Raw genomic sequence first — 19160 nt, 5'->3', positions numbered from 1 at the left:
AACGCACGGTCGCAAGACGAGGATCTGGACATTTCTACCGATTATTCACAGAGACCGATTGAGCTTGGGTGATGTCTCGTGTCGGACGGCTAGCATCTCCACTCGACCTGCTAACGGCTAACCTTTTGACCCAAGACAGTCGGCCCGCCCAATGCTATTCAAGGTAGTAAGCGACCGTTTTCGGGGGGGCTATGCAGGAAGAAGTAAAGGTCGAAGTAAGACCCGATTTTCTCGCGCGGCAGGCAAAGGCGCAGCCCGTGCAGGCGCTTGCGGAACTTATCTGGAATTCTCTCGATGCTGATGCAACGTCTGTCAACATTGAGTTCGAACCGGACGGCGTCGGCGGCATCTCCAAAATCGTGGTAGCGGACAATGGAGATGCAATACCGCGCGCAGAGGCTCCGCAGCTCTTCAAAAACCTTGGGGGTTCTTGGAAGCAACTGAGGCTGACCACGCCTCGCCTGAATCGTATGCTCCACGGACGCGAGGGGCGCGGGCGGTTCAAAGCCTTTGCCCTCGGGGAAGTGGTCGATTGGAAGGTCATTTACGCGAAGGATGGTACTCCGTTCCGCTACGACGTGGCCGTGCTCGAGCAACAGATTGAGCGGGTCCGTATTGGCGATGAAGCACCGACTCCCGGCGCTGTCACCGGAGTAACGGTGGTGATATCCGAACTGAAGAGGCATTTCAGTTCGTTGCAGCCGCAAAATGCCGTTCAAGAGCTTTCCGAAATCTTCGCTATCTATCTCAAGGATTATCGCAACGTCACGATCACAATCGCAGGCGAGCGAATCGATCCGGATCGGGCAATCGCTGGTACATGGGACTTCGAATTAGCGCCCATAGCGGACGATGATGGAGAGCAGCACCCTGTCGATCTTGAAATAATCGAATGGCGAGGACAAACCCGCCGCACCCTGTATCTTTGCAATGAACAGGGCTTCCCGCTCTCGCAAGTGGAGACGCGTTTCCACGTCGGCGACTTCCATTTTTCTGCCTACCTGAAATCTAGCTTCATCAGCGAGTTGCATCAAGACGGACAGCTTGATCTCGCTGAAATGGTCCCGACTCTGGTTGCTTCAATCGAGGAAGCAAGGGCAAAGGTCAAAGAAGTCTTCCGAAGCCGCGCGGCTGAGCGGGCTCGGATCGTCGTTGACGAATGGAAGGAGAAGAAGGTCTATCCCTACGAAGGCGATCCGGTGACGCCCGTAGAAAAGGCCGAGCGCCAGATTTTCGACATCGTCGCCGTTACTGTTCAAGATGCCTCGCCAGAGTTCAGCGACACCGCATCGAAGCAAACCGCCCTACACCTGAGGCTATTGCGCCATGCCATCGAGCGCAGTCCGGCCGAGCTGCAGCTTATCCTCGATCAGGTTCTAAAATTACCGAAGCGAAAGCAGAAAGAGCTGGCGGAGCTGCTCAACGAGACGACCCTCGCCGGAATCATTGGCGCCACCACCCTTGTGGCTGATCGGCTGAAGTTCCTTGAGGCCCTGCGCTTTATTTTGTTCGACTACGAGGCTCGGCAGAAGCTACGCGAGCGTTCCCAGCTTCATAAGATTTTGGAGCAGAACACATGGATTTTTGGAGAGGAGTATAATCTCTGGGCAAGCGACAAGGACCTGACGACGGTGCTGAAAGTGCATCGGGATAAACTCGATCCCGATCTTGTCATCGATGAGCCTGTAAAGGTGATCAATAAGTCACGCGGCATTATCGATCTCATGCTGTCACGTGCGCAGCGACGACATCGTGCGGACGACCTTGAGCATCTGGTGATTGAGCTTAAGGCACCGAAGGTCACCATAAATGCAGAGCACCTAAACCAAATCGAGGGGTACGCCCTAGCTGTGGAGGAGGACGATCGGTTTAACCGCATTGAGGGCTTGCGCTGGCACTTTTGGATCATTTCGGATGCATACAACAAGCAGGTCGAGGCTCGCATCAAGGGTGGACCAGACCCTCAGCGTCGCCTGATCCTCCGGACAGATCGGGTCAAGATCGGTGTGAAGACTTGGGGTGAAATCCTTGAAGATAACAACGCTCGGCTACAATTCGTGAAGGAGAAGCTCGAACATCGCGTCGATGATGGCGAAGCGCTCGCCTTCCTGCAGGAGCGCCATCGAGAATTACTAGAAGGCGTGCTGATCAACGATGATGATGCCGCGGAAAGGTCAAGCGGTGCGACCCAAGGCGACCTAGAAACGTCGGCTGGCGAATAGCGGAGCAGTTCCTCGGGGGCAGAGCCGACCCATCCGCATAATTCCCACCTCGGAGGACGAATGCGGAGGCTTGAGGTATGGTTCGCGGACGGCCGGATGTCGGTGCGGTTCTTTTGAGACAATCTTGTCTCGCGGCGGTCGAACCCGCGCACCACGCGAAAAGACGCCATCAAGAAGGCCGCGGCGCTGGCCGAGACCGAAATGGATCAGCTGCAGAATTCGGAGTGGGGCAGTCGTCAATCGCGTTCGAAAAGCTGCGCTCGACCCGGCGCGATCGAAGTTTTCATGCTATTCGTTTGAGAATCGTCTTGGGGCCGGGATTATGTCCAGTAGCTGGTTTTATTTTGATAGAGACTTGGACAACTACGAACGGCAGCTCGACGCCGCCGAGTACGAGGGTGTCGCCAAGGATTTGTCTAAGCGACAACAGTATAGTCGCGGGTTCTTCACCGTCGAAGGGTTTGCAGACGGCCCGATCACGCCCGAACGCATAAATGGTTTGCTTGCTCAAATTAGGCCGCCATATGGCTACGGGGTGTTGGCGCCGCTGCCCCTGCCAGAGTTTCCGTCATTACCGAGTCGCCCGAATGATTTTATTCCGGCGGCTCCCCCGACAGGCCTTCGTTCGATATTTTCAAAGCCCCCGCCTCCTGCGCCAAGAGGCTTTTCTCCTGAAATTCTCGAAAAGGAAGCTAGGCTGATACAGAAAACCGCTGATAAGAGATCTGCGTTTCAGCGTAAGCATGAGGCCATCGCTCATCAACTTACTGAAGTACGGACGAGATGCGAGGCCGACGACCTTGATGCGGTCCGCTTCATGATGAATTTGGCGCATGCCCGCAATCATTTGCCTGCTGCAATTCACCGTCCAATTCAGTTCGATTTTGATCAATCATCGCGGGTTCTACTGTGTTCGATCGAGATCCCCGATTTTGCGAAACTACCCATCGTAAAAAGGCGCGGCAAATCCTATGAATACGTGCCTGTCGCTCCGAAGGAGCGGAAGGTCTTAAACGAGGCACTTCTTTACAGCCTTTGTATTCGGGCAGCTTTCCTTGCAGCTCAGTGTAACATTCGAAACTGGTTCGACGTTGTTGCGGTCAACGCCTCGCAGCAGTGGAACGACCGGGCTACGGGCTCTTCAAAGCAAGGAATAATCGCATCACTACAGGGCTCGTCGCGGGAATTTATGGGACTGCGGCCAGATCAAATCGATCCGAAGACCTGCTTTCGACATTTCAAGGGAATATCGACTCCATCGGTCGAAGATATCGCGGCAGTGCGACCGATCTTTATTTTGAACAAAGACGACAAAAGGGTCGTCGGCAATCGTGACGTCGACAGTGAGATGGACGTCGAAGCGAACATCGCGGCTATGCCTTGGGAAGATTTCGAACACCTTGTGCGTCAGCTCTTTGAATGGGAGTTTGGCGGGAAGGGTGTCGAAGTGAAAGTGTTTCGTCTTTCCAGAGATCATGGCGTCGACGCCGTAATGTACGATCCTGACCCGCTCAGGGGAGGAAAGTACGTGCTGCAGGCGAAACGTTACACCCGCACTGTTGATGTCGCTGCAGTTCGTGATTTGTATGGGACCGTCATAAATGAGGGCGCAAATCGGGGAATCCTGGTGACGACCAGCGGCTTCGGTCCTGATTCACGCGACTTTGTGAAAGACAAACCGATCACATTGATCGATGGATCTTATCTGGTTCAGATGCTGAGGAAGCATGGTCGCAACTACAGGATCGATCTTGCGGAAGCTCGGAAGCTGAACAAAGAGGGTAGCTAGGCTCGCTAGCGAACGCGGATGATCTCTGAGGCCTATTATCCTGCATTGCCAGCGATTTTTAGGATTTTTACACCCCCCATACACTCGGACGATTGCCGATTGATTTCGCTCGGCAATTCCCGCTGTTGACTTTCCCGCAAGGGGAGAAGGGAAGAACAGCATCACCGTGCCAAAGCAAGAACCCCGAAGATGTTGCCATCTCCGGAGCTTCTCATTCTTTAGTCGTGTGCGCCGCTTCAGCGCCTCACGTCTTCGTCCGCATCCGCATCATGAAGCTGTCGAAGCTCAGCTCGGCGACCTGGAACCAGGGCAGCGCCTCGCCGCGATAGGCGGTCAGGCTCGCATACATCTTGCCGAAATGGGGGTTGGACTTGGACAGTTCGGCATAGGTCTCGTTGGCGGCCGCGTAGCAGGCTTCGAGAACTTCCTGCGGGAACGCCTTCAGGACCGCGCCCGCCACCAGGAGCCGCTTCAGCGCCGGCGCGTTCAACGCGTCGTACTTGCCGGTGATCCAGGTAAACGTGTCGCGCGAGGCGGCATCGATCGCCGCCTGGTAGTGCTTCGGCAGCGCATTCCACTTGTCGAGGTTGATGATGTTGTGGCCCTGGCTCGTGCCTTCCCACCAGCCCGGATAGTAGTAGTACTTCGCAACCTTGACGAAGCCGAGCTTCTCGTCGTCGTAGGGGCCGACCCATTCGGCCGCGTCGATCGTACCCTTTTCGAGGGCCGGATAGATGTCGCCGCCGGCGATCTGCTGCGGCACCGCGCCGAGCTTCGCCATGATCGTGCCGGCAAATCCGCCGATGCGGAATTTCAGGCCCTTGATGTCCTCCAGCGACTTGATCTCCTTCCGGAACCAGCCGCCCATCTGGGCACCGGTGGATCCGGTCGGAATGCCGTAGCAATTGTGCTCCTTCAGGAGGTCGTTCACGAGCTCCTGCCCGCCGCCCCACAGCAGCCAGGAGATCTGCTGGCGCGTGTTCAGTCCGAAGGGCAGCGCGGTGGCGAAGGTGAAGGCGGGATTCTTACCCCAGTAATAGTAGAGCGCGGTGTTGCCCATCTCGACGGTGCCGTTCGAGACCGCATCCAGCACCTGCAGGCCCGGGACGATTTCGCCCGCCGCGAACGGCTGGATCTGGAATTTGTTGTCGGTGATCTCGGCGACTTTCTTGGTGAAATATTCGCAGCCGCCATAGAGCGTGTCGAGCGACTTCGGCCAGCTCGTGGCGTAACGCCACCTGACCTCAGGCGAACTTTGCGCGATAGCCGGCGCAGCAACAGCGCTCGCGGCCAGGCCCAATCCGCCTGCCGTCAGGAATTTACGACGTTCCATGCACTTCCCTCCGTTATGCCGATGCTTCGACGTCAGGGACTTTGGTGTCGTTTTGTCTTGGTCGAGATCGACGTTGTTTTGTTTGAGACTTGTGAGGCGTTTCCGAATGGCCCTGATGGGCTCTTGTTGTTGGAATTCCGATCATTGCGGTTCCGTCAGCGAGGATGACCGGTCAAGTAGCGATAATCAAGCCTCATGCCGTCCTCGCAATTGCGAACGCGGGCCAGACGAAAGTCGGAAAGGTCCGCGATCTGCCGCTTGATTGTGCAGCGGCCAGGAAGCTCCGAAGCCGGTGCGCTCCCTCCCCCGCTCGCGGGGGAGGGCTGGGGAGAGGGTGTTTCCGCAACGGGATGATCTCCTTGGAGGAGAGAACCCTCTCCCGCGCCTTAGCCGATGCGAAGCATCGGCGTCTTAAAGAACGGCGGCCAGAGGCCGCCTATGTCGACCTCTCCCGCAAGCGGGAGAGGTGCACCGACACCGCGGCCACCGACTCAACCCAACGCGCGCTACCCCTCCTTCGCGAACGCCGCCTCCATCGCCTTTCTTGTCCTGATCGTCTCGTTGTTCGCATCGAACTCGACGTCGCTCCAGCGCACGATCTCGCCATGGGCGACGTCGTGCTTCAGCTTCAGGCGATGCGCGAGGCCGATCGGAAGGGCGCCTGCTTTCAGGCTCGCGGCGGCCGGCACCAGCTTGCCCCACACCGTGTAGCCGCCTTCGCCGTCCAGCATCTCGCCGGCGCGCAAATTGCGCTTGGCGACGGCCGCGACGTCGCCACGGAAGCCGAAAGCCTGGCCGGTCGCCTCGCTGCGTAGAGCGGCCGACAGGATCGAGATGTTCAGCTCCAGCCCGATCAAGTGATAGGGCTTGTACATCGCCGCGAAGCGCCCGCTGGCATCGGTCTTCAGGCCGTATTGCCTGAAGCAGTCGGCGGCGTAGTCGTTCGGCGCCTCCAGCACGACATAGACGCCCCAGCGCAGGTCGCGAAATACCGGCCGCCCGTCGCGCTCAAGCGAAGAGACGACTTCCACCACGCCGGATCGCTCCAGCACGCCGCCGCGCGAGCGCGGCCGCATGATGTGCGGCAAATCGTCCACGCCGCAGGGCGGAAACAGCAGTCCCTCCGCGGGCACGTCGAGGCCGCAGGCGTTCGCAATTGCGGCCATCTCGATCGCGGACTTGGTGCCGTCGAGGAAGGAGTTGAACATCTGCGGGTTCATGCCGGCCGATTGCGCTTCGCCCGCGGTCAGGCCGTAATGCTGCCAGACGCCGTCGGGCGTCACGTCGTGATAGGCCGGCAGGTATTTTGTGCCCTTGCCGGCGGCAACGACGCGAAAACCGGTGGCGCGGGCCCAGTCCACCATCTCCGCCGTCAGCGCCGGCTGGTCGCCATAGGCGAGCGAATAGACCACGCCGGCTTTCCGCGCCTCCTCGGCGAGCAGTGGGCCCGCCAACACGTCGGCCTCGACATTGACCATCACGATATGTTTGCCCGCCGCGATCGCGGCGCGCGCATGGCGGATGCCGATTGCGGGATTACCGGTCGCCTCCACCACCACGTCCATCGCGCCGCCGGCGATGGCGCGCGCGCCGTCATCGGTGAAGACGGTCCGGGCGATGCGCTCAGCGTCCCAGCCCACGGTGCGGCAGGCCTCGCGCGCGCGGTCGCGGTCGATGTCGACGATGATGGGCACCTCGAGTCCCGGCGTGTGCGGCACCTGCGCGAGGAACATCGAGCCGAATTTGCCCGCGCCGATCAGTGCGACGCGAACGGGTTTGCCGGCGGATGCGCGGGCTTGCAGGAGGCGGAAGAGGTTCATGGGGATGTCCCTGATGCAACAATCAAAACTCGTCATTCCGGGGCGCGACGAAGTCGCGAACCCGGAATCCATTGATCGACTGTCTCTGCGGCTCGATGGATTCCGGGCTCGCGCTTCGCGCGCCCCGGAATGACAGGTTACTCCGCCGCCTGCCGCGGTGCCCGCGCCAGCCGCAGCAGCGCACCGTCATCCACCGTCCTGATCGGCGTAAAATCACGGTGCGCGATGTACTCCGGCCGCGTCGGGGTGCGGATGTAGTTCGAGACCGCGTTCAGCGTCAGGTACACGATCTTGCGCGGGTAGGGCGTGATGTTGCCGCTTGATCCGTGCACGAGATTGCCGTGGAACATCAGCATGCCGCCGGGCTTGCCGGTGGGCGCGACGATGCCGCCCTGCTTGACGAGGCGCGTCACGGTGTCCTCGTCCAGCGTCCACAGCGGATAGGAGGTGGTGGCGAGGTCATGCGAGGCTTCGAGATCGCCGGCGTTCTGGCTACGCGGCACCAGCATCAAGGGGCCGTTGATCGGCATCACCTCGTCGAGGAAGATCGCGATGTTCATCGCCCGCGGCTCCGGCATGCCGTCGTCGCGCTTCCAGGTGCCGTAATCCTGGTGCCATTGCCAGACGTCGCCGGTGAAGGCCGATTTCGCATTGATCTTGAACTGGTGCATGTAGACGGGCTCGCCGAACAATTGCTCGACTGGCTCGATCATGCGCGGATGCGCACCGAGAATGCGGAAGGCCTCGTTGTAGAGATGCGCGGCGAAAGCCGTGCGCGGTGCGCCGCTCTTCTCGCGCCACACCTCGGGCCGGTCGGCGTCGTAGATGCCGACCGCCTCGCGCGCGAGCAGGTCGACCTCCTCCGGGCTGAACAGCTCGGGCAAAAACAGCCAGCCCTCGCGGTGGAAGAACTCCAGTTGCGCCTCGGACAGTTTCATGGGTCGTCCTCCAGTTGTTTATTGTTGTCACTCCGGGGCACGCGAAGCGTGAACCCGGAATCCATTGATCCTCAGCGCTTGTCGCCTGATGGATTCCGGGCTCGACGCTGCGCATCGCCCCGGAATGACGGCTACGCCGCCGCGTCTTCGCCGGCCCTCAATCTCTCCTCGGTCATCCGTCCGGCCGTCTGCGCATGCGCGAGGGCGGCGCGTTCGGCGGCCTTCGCATCGCCGCGCAGAATGTGCCCGGCAATATCGGCATGCTCCGCCCAGGCGCTGCCGCGATAGTCGAGCTCCGACAGCACCGCCGCCATCGAACGGCGCATATGCGGCCATTGCGGCGCGATCGTCTCCTCGATCACGGGATTGCCGGCGAGCTGATAGATCGCGCGGTGAAATTCGACGTCGAGCGCGATGAGCTCGCCCAGCGGCGTGGTGCGGTCGATGCCGCGGCCGGCGGCGAACGCCGTCTCAAGCCTCGTGCGTCCCGCCGCATCGCTCGCCGCGCGCGCAGCGGCGAGCCGGGCGGCCAGCGCGTCGATGGCGCCGCGCACCTCGTAGAGCTGGCGGATGCGCGCGGGATCGAGCTGGGTGACTTCAAAGCCGCGCTTGCCGCTCTCGGCGACGAGGCCCTGTCGGTGCAGCAGATGCAGCGCGTGCGACACCGGCTGGCGCGATACGCCGAGCTTGTCGGCGAGTTCGTTCTGCCGAATGCGCTGGCCGGGCTCGAGCGTGCGATCGGAGATCGCCTCCAGGATGCGCGCATAGACCTGGTCGATCAGGTTCGGGAGTGGGTCGAGAGGAATCACGCCGGCAGCTCCAATAGACCAAAATGGAATACGGAATTCCGTATTCGAAGGTACTGCCGGAGGAGAAGGGCGTCAAGCGCGGCCATAGGCCCCGCCAGCCGCTCTTTTGGGATGCGCATAAGCTATTGATATTGCTTGGGCCGTCTACTGTGCATGGGGTTGTTTTGGAGGAAAAGGCCGGGCGAGGCCGGCCCAGCGCTCCAGCACCTCCACCTCCAGCGCGGCGATAGCGGCGCCCGCCTTACGAGGACCTACTCCGTCAGAAACGCGTTCACCACCTCGCCGAACTCCAGCGGCGCCTGCTCGAACATCCAGTGGCCGGCATTCGGAATGACTGCCGTCTGGCTGCCTGCGATATGCGCGGCCAGCACGCGCCACATCACCGACAGGCTGCCGGTGGTGGCGCCACCGCCGATCAGCAGCGTCGGGGTCCTGATCGCCTGCGCATCTGCAAGCGTATAGGGCCTGCGCTGCTCGTTGATCTGGCCGAGGAAGGTGAGCGCGTTGTCGCGCAGTTGCTGCTTCGCCGCCGCCGGCACCCGACGCCATGAGCCGTCGCCCTCGATGCCTTCATAAAAGTTCTGCAGCGCGCCCTCTAGGTCGCCGGCACGGATCATCTCGACCGAGCGCGCTGTGCGTGCGGCGAGCGGCGGATGCGCGGGCGTGCCTTCGGGCACAGGGAGGCTGGCGTCGAGATCGCCGCCGGGCTCGGCCAGCACCAGTTTGCGCAACAGATCAGGCCGCGCCTGCGCGACACGGAAGGCAATGTGTCCGCCGCGCGAATGGCCCATCAGGTCGACCGGCCCAGGCTTCACCTGCTCGATGAAGGCGATCGTGTCGGCGACATGCTGCGCCATCTTGTAGTCGTCGCCGACGGCGTCCCAATGCTCGGGAAAGAAATGCCGCAGGCTCACCGAGATCACCCGATGGTTCTTCGACAGCGGACCGAGCACCGAATACCAGGTGCGAAAGTCGCCGAGCGTGCCGTGCACGCAGACCAGCGGCGGGCCACTTCCCACTTCGAGATAGGCCATGTCGTAACCGTTGACGCGGAAGCTCTGCATGCTCAGCTCGCCAGGAAATCCAGGACCAGTTCGGAATATTTCTGCGGCGCCTGCTCGAACATCGGATGCGTCGCGTTCGGAATGATCGCCGTCTTGGAATAGGGCACATGCGCGGCCAGCGCATGCAGCACCTTCGGCAACAGCCCCTTGGTCCGCGCGCCCAGGATGAACAGCGTCGGCATCTTGATGGACTCTGCGTCCGCTTTCGAGAACGGCGGGCGGTTGTCGCGGACTTGCCCGATCAGCGTGTAGGCGTTGTCGCGCAGATTCTGCTTCACCATCGCCGGCAGCCGCGGCCAGGTGCCGGGGCCTTCCAGCGTGTCGACGAACACGGCGAGGCCGCCATCGACATCGCCGGCCGCGATCTTCTCGGCCGAGGCCGTGAAGCGCGCCAGCAGCGGCGAGGGGCCACCGACGTAATCGGGATCGAGGCTCGCATCGAGCTCGCCGCCGGGCTCAGCCAGGATCAGGCGGCGCAGCAGATCGGGGCGGCGCTGCGCCACGCGAAAGCAGATGTGCCCGCCGCGGGAATGGCCCATCAGATCGACCGGGCCGAGGTCGAGTTTTTCGATGAAGGCGGTGACGTCGTCGACATGCTGGGCGATGGAGTAGGTGTTGCCCACACCGTCCCAGCGTTCCGGGAAGAAATGCCGTAAGCTGACTGCGATCACCCGGCGCCGTTGCGTCAGCGGGCCGAGCACGCAGCCCCAGACTCGGAAGTCGTTGAGTGAGCCGTGCACGCAGATCAGCGGCGGGCCGCCTCTGTCTTCGCCCACGTCGAGATAGGGCATGTCGTATCCATTGACGTGGAGGCTTTGCATTCGGGGCTCTCGAGAGGGCTTGGAACTCCTGTGCAAGATTCCCGGAAACCGGGTGGATCGCAACTATTTCCAAGCCTAGATTTGGACCGAGATCACATTGGGGCATGCGACAAGGAATGCTAGCTCAGGAACCAAGCCATGAACGACCAGCATTTTGCCCTGTTCGACACCAGGATCGGCCTCTGCGCCATCGCCTGGGGCCCGCGCGGCATCAACGGCACGCAATTGCCGATGGGCGGCGAACAGAAGATCCGCACCCGCATCAGCCAGCGCCATGCTGATGCCACCGAAGCCGAGCCGACCCCAAAGGTGCGGGAGGCGATCGACCGCATGACACAATTGCTCGCGGGCGAGCCTGACGATCTCACCGACATTCCGCTCGATCTCGACGGCGTGCCCGAGTTCAACCGCGGCGTCTACGAGATCGCCCGTGCCATCCCGCCCGGGAAGACCATCACCTATGGCGATATCGCCAAGCAGCTCGGAGGCGTCCAGCTGTCGCGCGACGTCGGCCAGGCGCTCGGCCGCAACCCGTGCCCGATCGTCGTGCCCTGCCATCGTGTGCTGGCGGCCGGCAACAAGCCCGGCGGCTTCTCGGCGAATGGCGGCGTGGTGACCAAGCTGAAGATGCTGGAGATTGAAGGCGCGCTCGTGAACCACACGCCGAGCCTGTTTGATTGAGGCGGCCTGCTCCGGAATCGTCGGGCGGGTTAGCGAAGCGTAACCCACCGCTTCTGCTTCTGTGGAACCGAAGGAGGTGGGTTACGCCTTCGGCTAATCCACCCTACGATCCCGCCCTAAATCTTCGTCGCGGTCTTCGGCCAATACCGGTCGCGCAGATGCCGCTTCACCAGTTTGCCGGTCGGTGTGCGCGGCAGCTCGGCCTCGAAATCGATCGAGCGCGGGCACTTGATCGCTGAGAGGCGCGTCTTGCAGAACGCGATCAGTTCGGCCTCGAGCGCCTTGCCGGCACGCTTCATGTCGTGCGGCTGCACCACCGCCTTCACCTCTTCGCCCATCTCCTCGTTCGGCACGCCGAACACGGCGACGTCGGCGACTTCGGGGTGGGTGATGAGGACGTCCTCGGTCTCCTGCGGGTAGATGTTCACCCCGCCGGAGATGATCATGTAGGACTTACGGTCGGTGAGGAAGAGGAAGCCGTCCTTGTCGAGATAGCCGACATCGCCGAGCGTCGACCAGCCCTTGGCGTTGTAGGCCTTCTTCGTCTTTTCAGGATCGTTGTGATAGGTGAAGGCGGGCGCATCGGCGAAATAGACCGTGCCGATCTCCCCGACCGGCTGCTCCTCGTCGTTCTCGTCCAGAATCTTGATCTTGCCGACCACGGCGCGGCCGACGCTGCCGCGATGCTCCAGCCATTGTTGCGAGTTGCAGACGGTGACGCCGTTGCCCTCCGAGCCCGCGTAATACTCGATCAGGATCGGGCCCCACCATTCGATCATCTTTGCTTTCACGTCGACCGGGCAAGGTGCGGCGGCGTGGATGGCGCCCTTCAGCGTCGAAACGCTGTATCGGTTGCGGACCTCGTCCGGCAGCTTCAGCATGCGCACGAACATGGTCGGCACCAGCTGCGATTGCGTGACCTTGTATTTCTCGACCAACTTCAGGAACTCTTCGGCGTCAAAATGCTCCATGATGATGGAGGTGCCGCCGAGCACGATCGCCATCATGTTGAAGCGCAGGGGCGCTGCGTGATAGAGCGGCGCCGGCGACAGATAGGTGCTTTCGGCGTTCATGCCGCACATGTCGGCGCAGAGCACACGCAGGAACGCGTTCGGCACGTCGATCCTGTTGCCTTCGAAAGCCTTCTTGATGCCCTTGGGCCGGCCCGTGGTCCCGGACGAGTACAGCATATCGTAGCCCGCGACCTCGTCGGCGATCGGCGTGGTCGGCTGCGCGGCGGCTTCCTTGTCGTAGGAGCGGAAGCCGGGCAGCGGCTCGTCCATCATGTAGAAGATCGGCTCGCCTGGCGCGCCCTTGATCAGGGCCTTGATCTGCTCGGCGCATTTCGGCGTGGTGATCACGACCTTGGCGCCGCAATCGCCGATGATGTAGTCGATCTCGTCCTGCTTCAGGTAGCGGCTGATCGCGGTGTAATAGAGCCCGCTGCGTTGCGCCGCCCAGCAGAGCTCCATGAAGGCGAGGCGGTTCTCCATCAACAGCGCGATGTGATCGCCGGCCTTGAGCCCGAGCGAGCGGAACAGATGCGCGCCCTGGTTAGAGAGCTCGTCGAGCTCGCGATAGGTGATTGCCTTGCCGGTGCCTGCCATCTGGTAGGCGATCTTGTCGGGCGTGGTGCGGGCGTGGATGGAGGGGTGAGTCATGTACGTTGGTCTCCCAACAATAAGGGTGTCATCCCGGCGAAGACCGGGATCCATAACCACAGGGCGTGGTTGTTGAAACGAGATGGAGCTCCGGCGCAGCGCAACACGGAGTCCTGTAGTTATGGGTCCGGGATCGGCGCGCGCTTTGGGCGCGCTGGTCCGGGACGACACCTTTAGTGTGGCGACGTCTCGGCTTTACAGCCGCTCCACGATCGTCACATTCGCCATACCGCCGCCTTCGCACATGGTCTGCAGGCCGTAGCGCTTGCCGCGCTGATGCAGGGCGTGGACGAGCGTCGTCATCAGCTTGGTGCCGGAGCCGCCGAGCGGATGGCCGAGCGCGATGGCGCCCCCGTTGACGTTGAGACGTTCCGGATCGGCGCCGGTGGTCTTCAGCCAGGCGGTTGGTACCGAGGCGAAGGCCTCGTTGACCTCGAACAGGTCGATATCGCCGATCTTCATGCCGGCCTTCTCCAGCGCGCGTTTGGTGGCGTGCAGGGGAGCGTCGAGCATGATCACGGGATCGCCGCCCATCATGGTCATGTGATGGATCCGCGCGAGCGGCTTGACGCCGAGCTGCTTCAGGCCTTTCTCGTTCACCACCATGACGCCGGAGGCGCCGTCGCAGATCTGGCTGGCGCTGGCCGCGGTGAGCTTGCCGTTCTCGGCGATCAGCTTGACGCCCTTGATGCCTTCGATCGTAGCGTCGAAGCGGATGCCTTCGTCGATGTGGTGGGTGTCCTTGCTGCCGTCGGCGCGGGTGATCTCGAGCGGCACGATCTCCTTCTTGAAGTGACCGGCTTGCGTCGCCGCGATCGCGCGCTGATGGCTGCCGAAGGAATATTCGTCGAGCTCGTCCTTGGAGAGACCGTAGCGCTCCGCCATCATCTCCGCGCCGGTGAACTGGCTGAACACGATGTTCGGATATTTCGCCTCGATGCCCGGGCTCTTGTAATTGCCAAAACCGTTCTTGGCCGGCAGCTGCGACGACAGCCCCATCGGCACGCGCGTCATGGATTCCACGCCCGCGGCGATCACGACGTCCATGGTGCCGGACATCACGGCTTGCGCAGCGAAATGCAGCGCCTGCTGCGAGGAGCCGCACTGGCGGTCGATCGAGGTGCCCGGCACGCTCTCCGGCAGCTTCGAGGCCATGATCGCATTGCGCGCGACGTTGTTGGACTGCTCGCCGACCTGCATCACGCAGCCCATGATCACGTCCTCGACCTGGGCAGGATCGACCTTGGTGCGATCGACCAGCTCGTCCAGCACTTTCGCGGCGAGATCGGCCGGATGCCAGCCGGCGAGACGGCCCCCCTTGCGCCCGCCGGCGGTACGCGCGGCGGCGACGATGTAAGCCTCGGCCATGTCGGTTTCTCCCTGGATTCTTCTGGTGGTTTGGTTGTCGGTGCGGATTAAAGGGGCGAGAGATCATTTAGTCAATCGATCAATTAACTCTTGTGATGAGGCGCTGCTTGCGCTTATCTGCGACCCGCTTCTCGCGGCCAAACAGGGATCTCCGTGGCTACCAGCGTACCGAACAGGCTCCCCAACGGAAAAAATTCCACGGCAGAGAAATTACTCGTGGCCGCCAGCGAGCTGATGATCGAACGCTCCTCGATCGAGATCTCGCTCTCCGACATCGCCCAGAAGTCCGGCGCCAACGCCGCGCTGGTCAAATATCATTTCGGCAACAAGGACGGCCTCCTGCTGGCGCTGCTCGAGCGCGATGCGGGGACGGAGATGTCCAACCTCGAATATCTGCTGGCCCAGCCGATCACGGCAACGGCGAAGCTGAAGCTGCATATCGGCGGCATCATCCGCGCCTATCACCGGTTCCCCTACATGAACCGGCTGATCCACTATCTTCTGCACGAGAGCGTTGCCGGCTCTGCCGACGAAGTCTCGAAATTCTTCGTCGCACCACTGCTCGATTTTCATCGCCGTTTGCTCGCCGAAGGCGAGAGCAGCGGCGAGTTCCGCAAGACCGATCCGGTGCTGTTCTACACCAGCCTGATCGGCGCCTGCGACCACCTGTTCTTCGGCCGGCACGCGATGTCCCGCGCGACCGGCGTCGGCCCGGTCACCGACGAGGTCTGCCGGCAATACATCAAGCACATGGAAACGCTGATCTGCGGCGGCATCCTCACGCAAGCCGGGGAAGCCGCTGCTGCCGGATAGTCCAGCCAACACTTCACAAAGTCTAGAGAAGAAACGTCCAAGGAAAGGTACAAGCGATGCAGTTGAAAGACGTAGCGGTCCTCATCACCGGCGGTGGTTCGGGGCTGGGTGCCGCGACCGCCCGCGCCATGGCCGCCAAGGGCGCCAGGATCGGCGTGATCGACCAGAGCAAGGAGAACGCCGAGAAGATCGCCGCTGAGGTGAAGGGCGTCGCACTGCACGCCGACGTCACCAGCGAGGAGCAGATCAAGGCGGCGATCGCGAAAGCGGAAGCCGCGCACGGCGTCGCCCGCGTGCTGATGAACTGCGCCGGCATCGGCGGCTCGCAGCGCATCGTCGGCCGCGACGGCGTCTACCCGCTCGACAAGTTCGCGCGCATCATCAACGTCAACCTGATCGGCACCTTCAACTGCCTGCGGCTGTTCGCCGAGCGCCTCGTTACGATCGAGCCTGTCGGCGAAGAGCGCGGCGTCATCATCAACACCGCTTCGGTTGCGGCTTACGAAGGCCAGATCGGCCAGATCGCCTATTCGGCGTCGAAGGGCGGCGTCGTCGGCCTGACCTTGCCAGCCGCGCGCGATCTCGCCAGCCAGAAGATTCGCGTCAACACCATCGCGCCCGGCCTGTTCTTCACCCCGCTGCTGATGGGCCTGAACGAAGAGGCCCGCAAGAGCCTGGGCGCCCAGGTGCCCCATCCCTCGCGCCTTGGTGACGCCAGCGAATACGGCATGCTCGCGGTGCACATCGTCGAGAACCCGATGCTGAACGGAGAGACCATCCGTCTCGACGGTGCCATCCGCATGGCGCCAAGGTAGACGCTTTCTTCCTGCTCCCCTGTAGGAGAAGGTGGCGCGCTTTGGAGCGCAATTGCGCTCCCGAGCGCGACGGATGAGCGGTCTCTATCCGCGGAAACAGACCCCTCACCCAAACGAGTATGTGGCTAGCGATTTACATGCCCTCTCCCACAAGGAGGAGAGGGCGCAGCAGTCGGCGCCGCGGCCCGCGGCAAGCACGAGGCTCCCATGTCCCAACCGCTGCTGATCGATCATCATGACGGCGTCGACCGGGTGACGCTCAATCGCCCTGACAGCCTCAACGCGCTCGATCCGGCGCTGATCGATTCGCTGAACGTCTATTTCCAGGGCCTGCAGCGCAACCGCGATACGCGCGTGGTCGTGCTCAAAGGTGCCGGCAGGAATTTTTGCGCGGGCCTCGACCTCAAGGCCGCGATGGCGCGTCGTGCCGGGCAGCAGGAACCGCCTGGGGTCACGGAGTCGCTGGACTCGCAGCGGCGCATCGCCGACATCGTGATGCTGATGCGGCGGTGTCCGCAGCCGATCATCTCTCTTGTGCAGGGCGCCGCGGCCGGCGGCGGCTTCGCGCTGGCGCTTGCCTCCGACATCCGCATCGCCGCGACATCGGCGCGGATGAACTGCGCCTTCATCAAGCTCGGCCTCGGCGGTTGCGATATCGGCACCAGCTATTTTCTACCGCGGCTCGTCGGCGTCTCCGTCGCGTCCGAGCTGATCCTCACCGGACGCTTCATCGGCGCCGAGCGCGCGCTGGCGGTCGGTCTGGTCTCGGAGGTCGTTGATGAGGATAAGCTCGATGACGCGGCCGGGCCCTATGTCGAGGCGATGATGACGGCTTCGCCGGTGGGCCTGCGCCTGTCGAAAGAATGTCTCAACATGAGCGTCGATGCCGGATCGCTGGAAGCTGCGATCGCGATGGAGGACCGCAACCAGGTCCTGTGCAGCCGCTCCGAGGAATTTTCGGAAGGCATCAGGGCCTTCCTTGAGAAGCGAAAGCCTGTCTATATCAGGCGCTGAAGCACGAAGATCCGTAAAGGACACTAATTCCGGGAGACGCAAAATGAGTGGAAGCGCGGCGGCGGTGATGACGAAGCCCGCCTTTCGCAAGGTCGAGTGGCTCAAGCGCGACATCGACGTCGAGCGCCGCGCCGACGGCACGGTGGTGCTGAAGTCGCGCATTCCGCTGCAAGCCTACGCCACTCACATTCCGGCGTCGTTGGCGAAATGGGCGAAGGAAGCGCCCGAGCGCGTCTGGCTTGCGCAGCGCGGCGGTCCCAATCGCGAATGGCGCAAAGTTTCCTACGCCGAAGCCAAGCGCACGGTGGATGCGCTGACGCAAGGTCTGCTCAATCTCAAGCTCGAGGGACGGCCGGTTGCGATCCTCTCCGGCAATTCGATCGAGCACGCGCTGATCACGCAGGCCGCGATGCAGGCGCGCCTTCCGGCCGCGCCAGTGTCGCCGGCCTATTCCCTGATGAGCCACGATCACGTCAAGCTGAAATATTTATTCGACCTGATCAAGCCGGCCGTGGTGATGGTGCAGGACGGCCCGATCTTCGAGAAGGCGCTGAATGCGCTCGATCTTACGGGCGTCACCGTTGTGCACGTCTTGCGGCCCTGCGATGGCATCAGCAGCGTGAGTTTTGCCGATCTCGCGGCGACGCCGGTGACATCTGAGGTCGATGCGTCGATCGCAAAAATCACGCCGCAGACCGTCGGCAAGCTGCTGTTCACATCGGGCTCGACCGGCATGCCCAAGGCCGTCATCAACACGCAGGCGATGATGTGCGCAAATGCCGCGATGATGATGCAGGTGCGGCCGCGCGCACCTGACGGCCCTGTCACGACCATGCTGGACTGGATGCCGTGGAACCATACGATGGGCGGCAATGCGGCGTTCCATCCGGTCCTGGTCGATGGCGGCACGCTCTATATCGATGATGGCCGGCCAATGCCGGGCCAGTTCGAGGAGACGCTGCGGAATCTGCGCGAGATCTCGCCGACCTATTACGCCAACGTTCCCGCCGGCTATGCGGCGCTCGCGGCTGCGATGGAGAAGGACGACGCGCTGTGTCGTTCCTTCTTCAAGAACCTCTCGATCATGGCCTATGGCGGCGCGCGGCTGCCGGACGATCTCTACGACCGCATGCAGACGCTTGCCGTGAAGACCACCGGCGAGCGCATCGTGTTCTACACCGGCTGGGGCTCGACCGAGACCGCGCCGACCTCGACCGGCACCTATTGGGACACCGAGCGCGTCGGCCTGATCGGCCTGCCGTTCCCCGGCGTCGAGTTGAAGATGGTGCCGTGCGGCTCGAAATACGAGCTGCGCCTGCGCGGCGTCAACGTCACGCCCGGCTATTTCGGCCAGCCCGAGTTGACCAAGAAGATGTTCGACGAGGAAGGTTTTTATTGCATCGGCGATGCCGGCATCTTCGTCGACGATGCCGATCCGGTGCAGGGCATCATCTTCGCGGGCCGCGTCGTCGAGGATTTCAAGCTCACCACCGGCACCTTCGTCCATGTCGGCTCGCTCCGCACCGATGCGATCGCGGCCGCGACGCCCGTCGTGCATGACGCGCTGGTTGCGGGACAGGATCGCGCCTTCATCGGCTTGCTGGCCTGGCCGAATTTGCATGCCTGTCGCCAGCTCGTCGGCAATCCCGATCTGAGCTTTGCGGATGCGGTGAGACACCCCGACGTGCTCGCCTGCTTCAGGCGCGGGCTGGAAGCTCACAACCGGGAGTGCGAGGGCGCCAGCAGCCGTATCATCGCGCGGGCGATGCTGATGGTCGAGCCGCCTTCGATCGACGGCAACGAGCTGACCGACAAGGGCTACATCAACCAGCGCGCCGGCCTCGAACGCCGCGCGACGCTGGTGGAGCGGCTCTATGCCGAGAAGCCGGATCAAGATGTGATCGTGCTGAAATGAAGACGACGCTCTCGCCCTTCGTCATTCCGGGATGGCCCGAAGGGCCAGGCCCGGAATCCATAACCCCGGCTGGTGGGTATGGATTCCGGGCTCGCGA

The 19160-nt window shown here is 62.3% G+C and carries 15 protein-coding genes; 7 read left to right on the top strand and 8 right to left on the bottom strand.

From position 1 onward, the window contains the following. Nucleotides 1-191 precede the first annotated feature (191 nt). Nucleotides 192-2222: an ATP-binding protein gene (locus A5906_RS07285; protein WP_080134567.1), complete on the top strand. Its 2031-nt coding sequence runs from the start codon at nt 192-194 to the stop codon at nt 2220-2222. 355 nt (nt 2223-2577) lie between these two features. Then, the gene (locus A5906_RS07280; protein WP_161495372.1) at nt 2578-4011 is read left to right on the top strand and encodes a restriction endonuclease; all 1434 of its coding nucleotides are present in this window, start codon (nt 2578-2580) and stop codon (nt 4009-4011) included. 244 nt (nt 4012-4255) lie between these two features. Here the strand turns inward: A5906_RS07280 and A5906_RS07275 are convergent, their stop codons facing one another. The 6 genes from A5906_RS07275 to A5906_RS07250 all read right to left on the bottom strand — a co-directional run bounded on the left by A5906_RS07275 (nt 4256) and on the right by A5906_RS07250 (nt 10796). Then, the gene (locus tag A5906_RS07275; RefSeq protein WP_080134565.1) at nt 4256-5344 is read right to left on the bottom strand and encodes a TRAP transporter substrate-binding protein; all 1089 of its coding nucleotides are present in this window, start codon (nt 5342-5344) and stop codon (nt 4256-4258) included. A 506-nt stretch (nt 5345-5850) separates the two neighbouring features. Further along, entirely contained in the window at nt 5851-7164 is a 1314-nt protein-coding gene (locus A5906_RS07270) for an NAD(P)H-dependent oxidoreductase (protein WP_080134564.1), read from the bottom strand. A gap of 137 nt (nt 7165-7301) precedes the next feature. Next, complete coding sequence (locus A5906_RS07265; RefSeq protein ID WP_080134563.1) at nt 7302-8102, bottom strand: phytanoyl-CoA dioxygenase family protein; 801 nt, start codon at nt 8100-8102, stop codon at nt 7302-7304. A 131-nt stretch (nt 8103-8233) separates the two neighbouring features. Beyond that, entirely contained in the window at nt 8234-8911 is a 678-nt protein-coding gene (locus A5906_RS07260) for a GntR family transcriptional regulator (protein WP_080134562.1), read from the bottom strand. A 251-nt stretch (nt 8912-9162) separates the two neighbouring features. Next, nucleotides 9163-9975 carry an alpha/beta fold hydrolase gene (locus tag A5906_RS07255; RefSeq protein WP_080134561.1) on the bottom strand — a complete coding sequence of 271 codons (813 nt, stop codon included), beginning with the start codon at nt 9973-9975 and terminating at the stop codon, nt 9163-9165. Nucleotides 9976-9977: 2 nt separating this feature from the next. Continuing rightward, entirely contained in the window at nt 9978-10796 is an 819-nt protein-coding gene (locus tag A5906_RS07250) for an alpha/beta fold hydrolase (protein WP_080134560.1), read from the bottom strand. Between the two features lie 138 nt (nt 10797-10934). Between A5906_RS07250 and A5906_RS07245 the strand changes: the two genes are divergently transcribed. Beyond that, on the top strand, nt 10935-11477 hold the full coding sequence (locus tag A5906_RS07245) for a methylated-DNA--[protein]-cysteine S-methyltransferase (RefSeq protein ID WP_080134559.1): 543 nt from the start codon (nt 10935-10937) through the stop codon (nt 11475-11477). Between the two features lie 116 nt (nt 11478-11593). On the opposite strand, the gene A5906_RS07240 is transcribed toward A5906_RS07245, so the two are convergent. Next, nucleotides 11594-13138 (bottom strand): acyl-CoA synthetase, encoded by a 1545-nt coding sequence (locus tag A5906_RS07240; RefSeq protein WP_080134558.1) that lies wholly within the window; start codon nt 13136-13138, stop codon nt 11594-11596. Between the two features lie 195 nt (nt 13139-13333). Continuing rightward, nucleotides 13334-14506, bottom strand: coding sequence for an acetyl-CoA C-acetyltransferase (locus A5906_RS07235; protein ID WP_080134557.1), 1173 nt, complete (start codon nt 14504-14506; stop codon nt 13334-13336). A 234-nt stretch (nt 14507-14740) separates the two neighbouring features. On the opposite strand from A5906_RS07235, the gene A5906_RS07230 reads away from it, so the two are divergent. The 4 genes from A5906_RS07230 (at nt 14741) to A5906_RS07215 (ending at nt 19063) form a co-directional block, all read left to right on the top strand. Continuing rightward, nucleotides 14741-15319 (top strand): TetR family transcriptional regulator, encoded by a 579-nt coding sequence (locus A5906_RS07230; RefSeq protein ID WP_430642366.1) that lies wholly within the window; start codon nt 14741-14743, stop codon nt 15317-15319. Between the two features lie 56 nt (nt 15320-15375). Continuing rightward, nucleotides 15376-16134 (top strand): SDR family NAD(P)-dependent oxidoreductase, encoded by a 759-nt coding sequence (locus tag A5906_RS07225; protein WP_080134555.1) that lies wholly within the window; start codon nt 15376-15378, stop codon nt 16132-16134. Nucleotides 16135-16341: 207 nt separating this feature from the next. Next, nucleotides 16342-17148 carry an enoyl-CoA hydratase/isomerase family protein gene (locus A5906_RS07220; protein WP_080134554.1) on the top strand — a complete coding sequence of 269 codons (807 nt, stop codon included), beginning with the start codon at nt 16342-16344 and terminating at the stop codon, nt 17146-17148. Between the two features lie 43 nt (nt 17149-17191). Beyond that, nucleotides 17192-19063, top strand: coding sequence for an AMP-binding protein (locus tag A5906_RS07215; RefSeq protein WP_080134553.1), 1872 nt, complete (start codon nt 17192-17194; stop codon nt 19061-19063). Nucleotides 19064-19160 lie beyond the last annotated feature (97 nt).

Source organism: Bradyrhizobium sacchari (assembly GCF_002068095.1).
Classification (GTDB): Bacteria; Pseudomonadota; Alphaproteobacteria; order Rhizobiales; family Xanthobacteraceae; genus Bradyrhizobium; species Bradyrhizobium sacchari.
The sequence above is the reverse complement of the archived record's forward strand: the minus strand, read 5'-3'. Positions and strand labels throughout refer to the sequence as shown.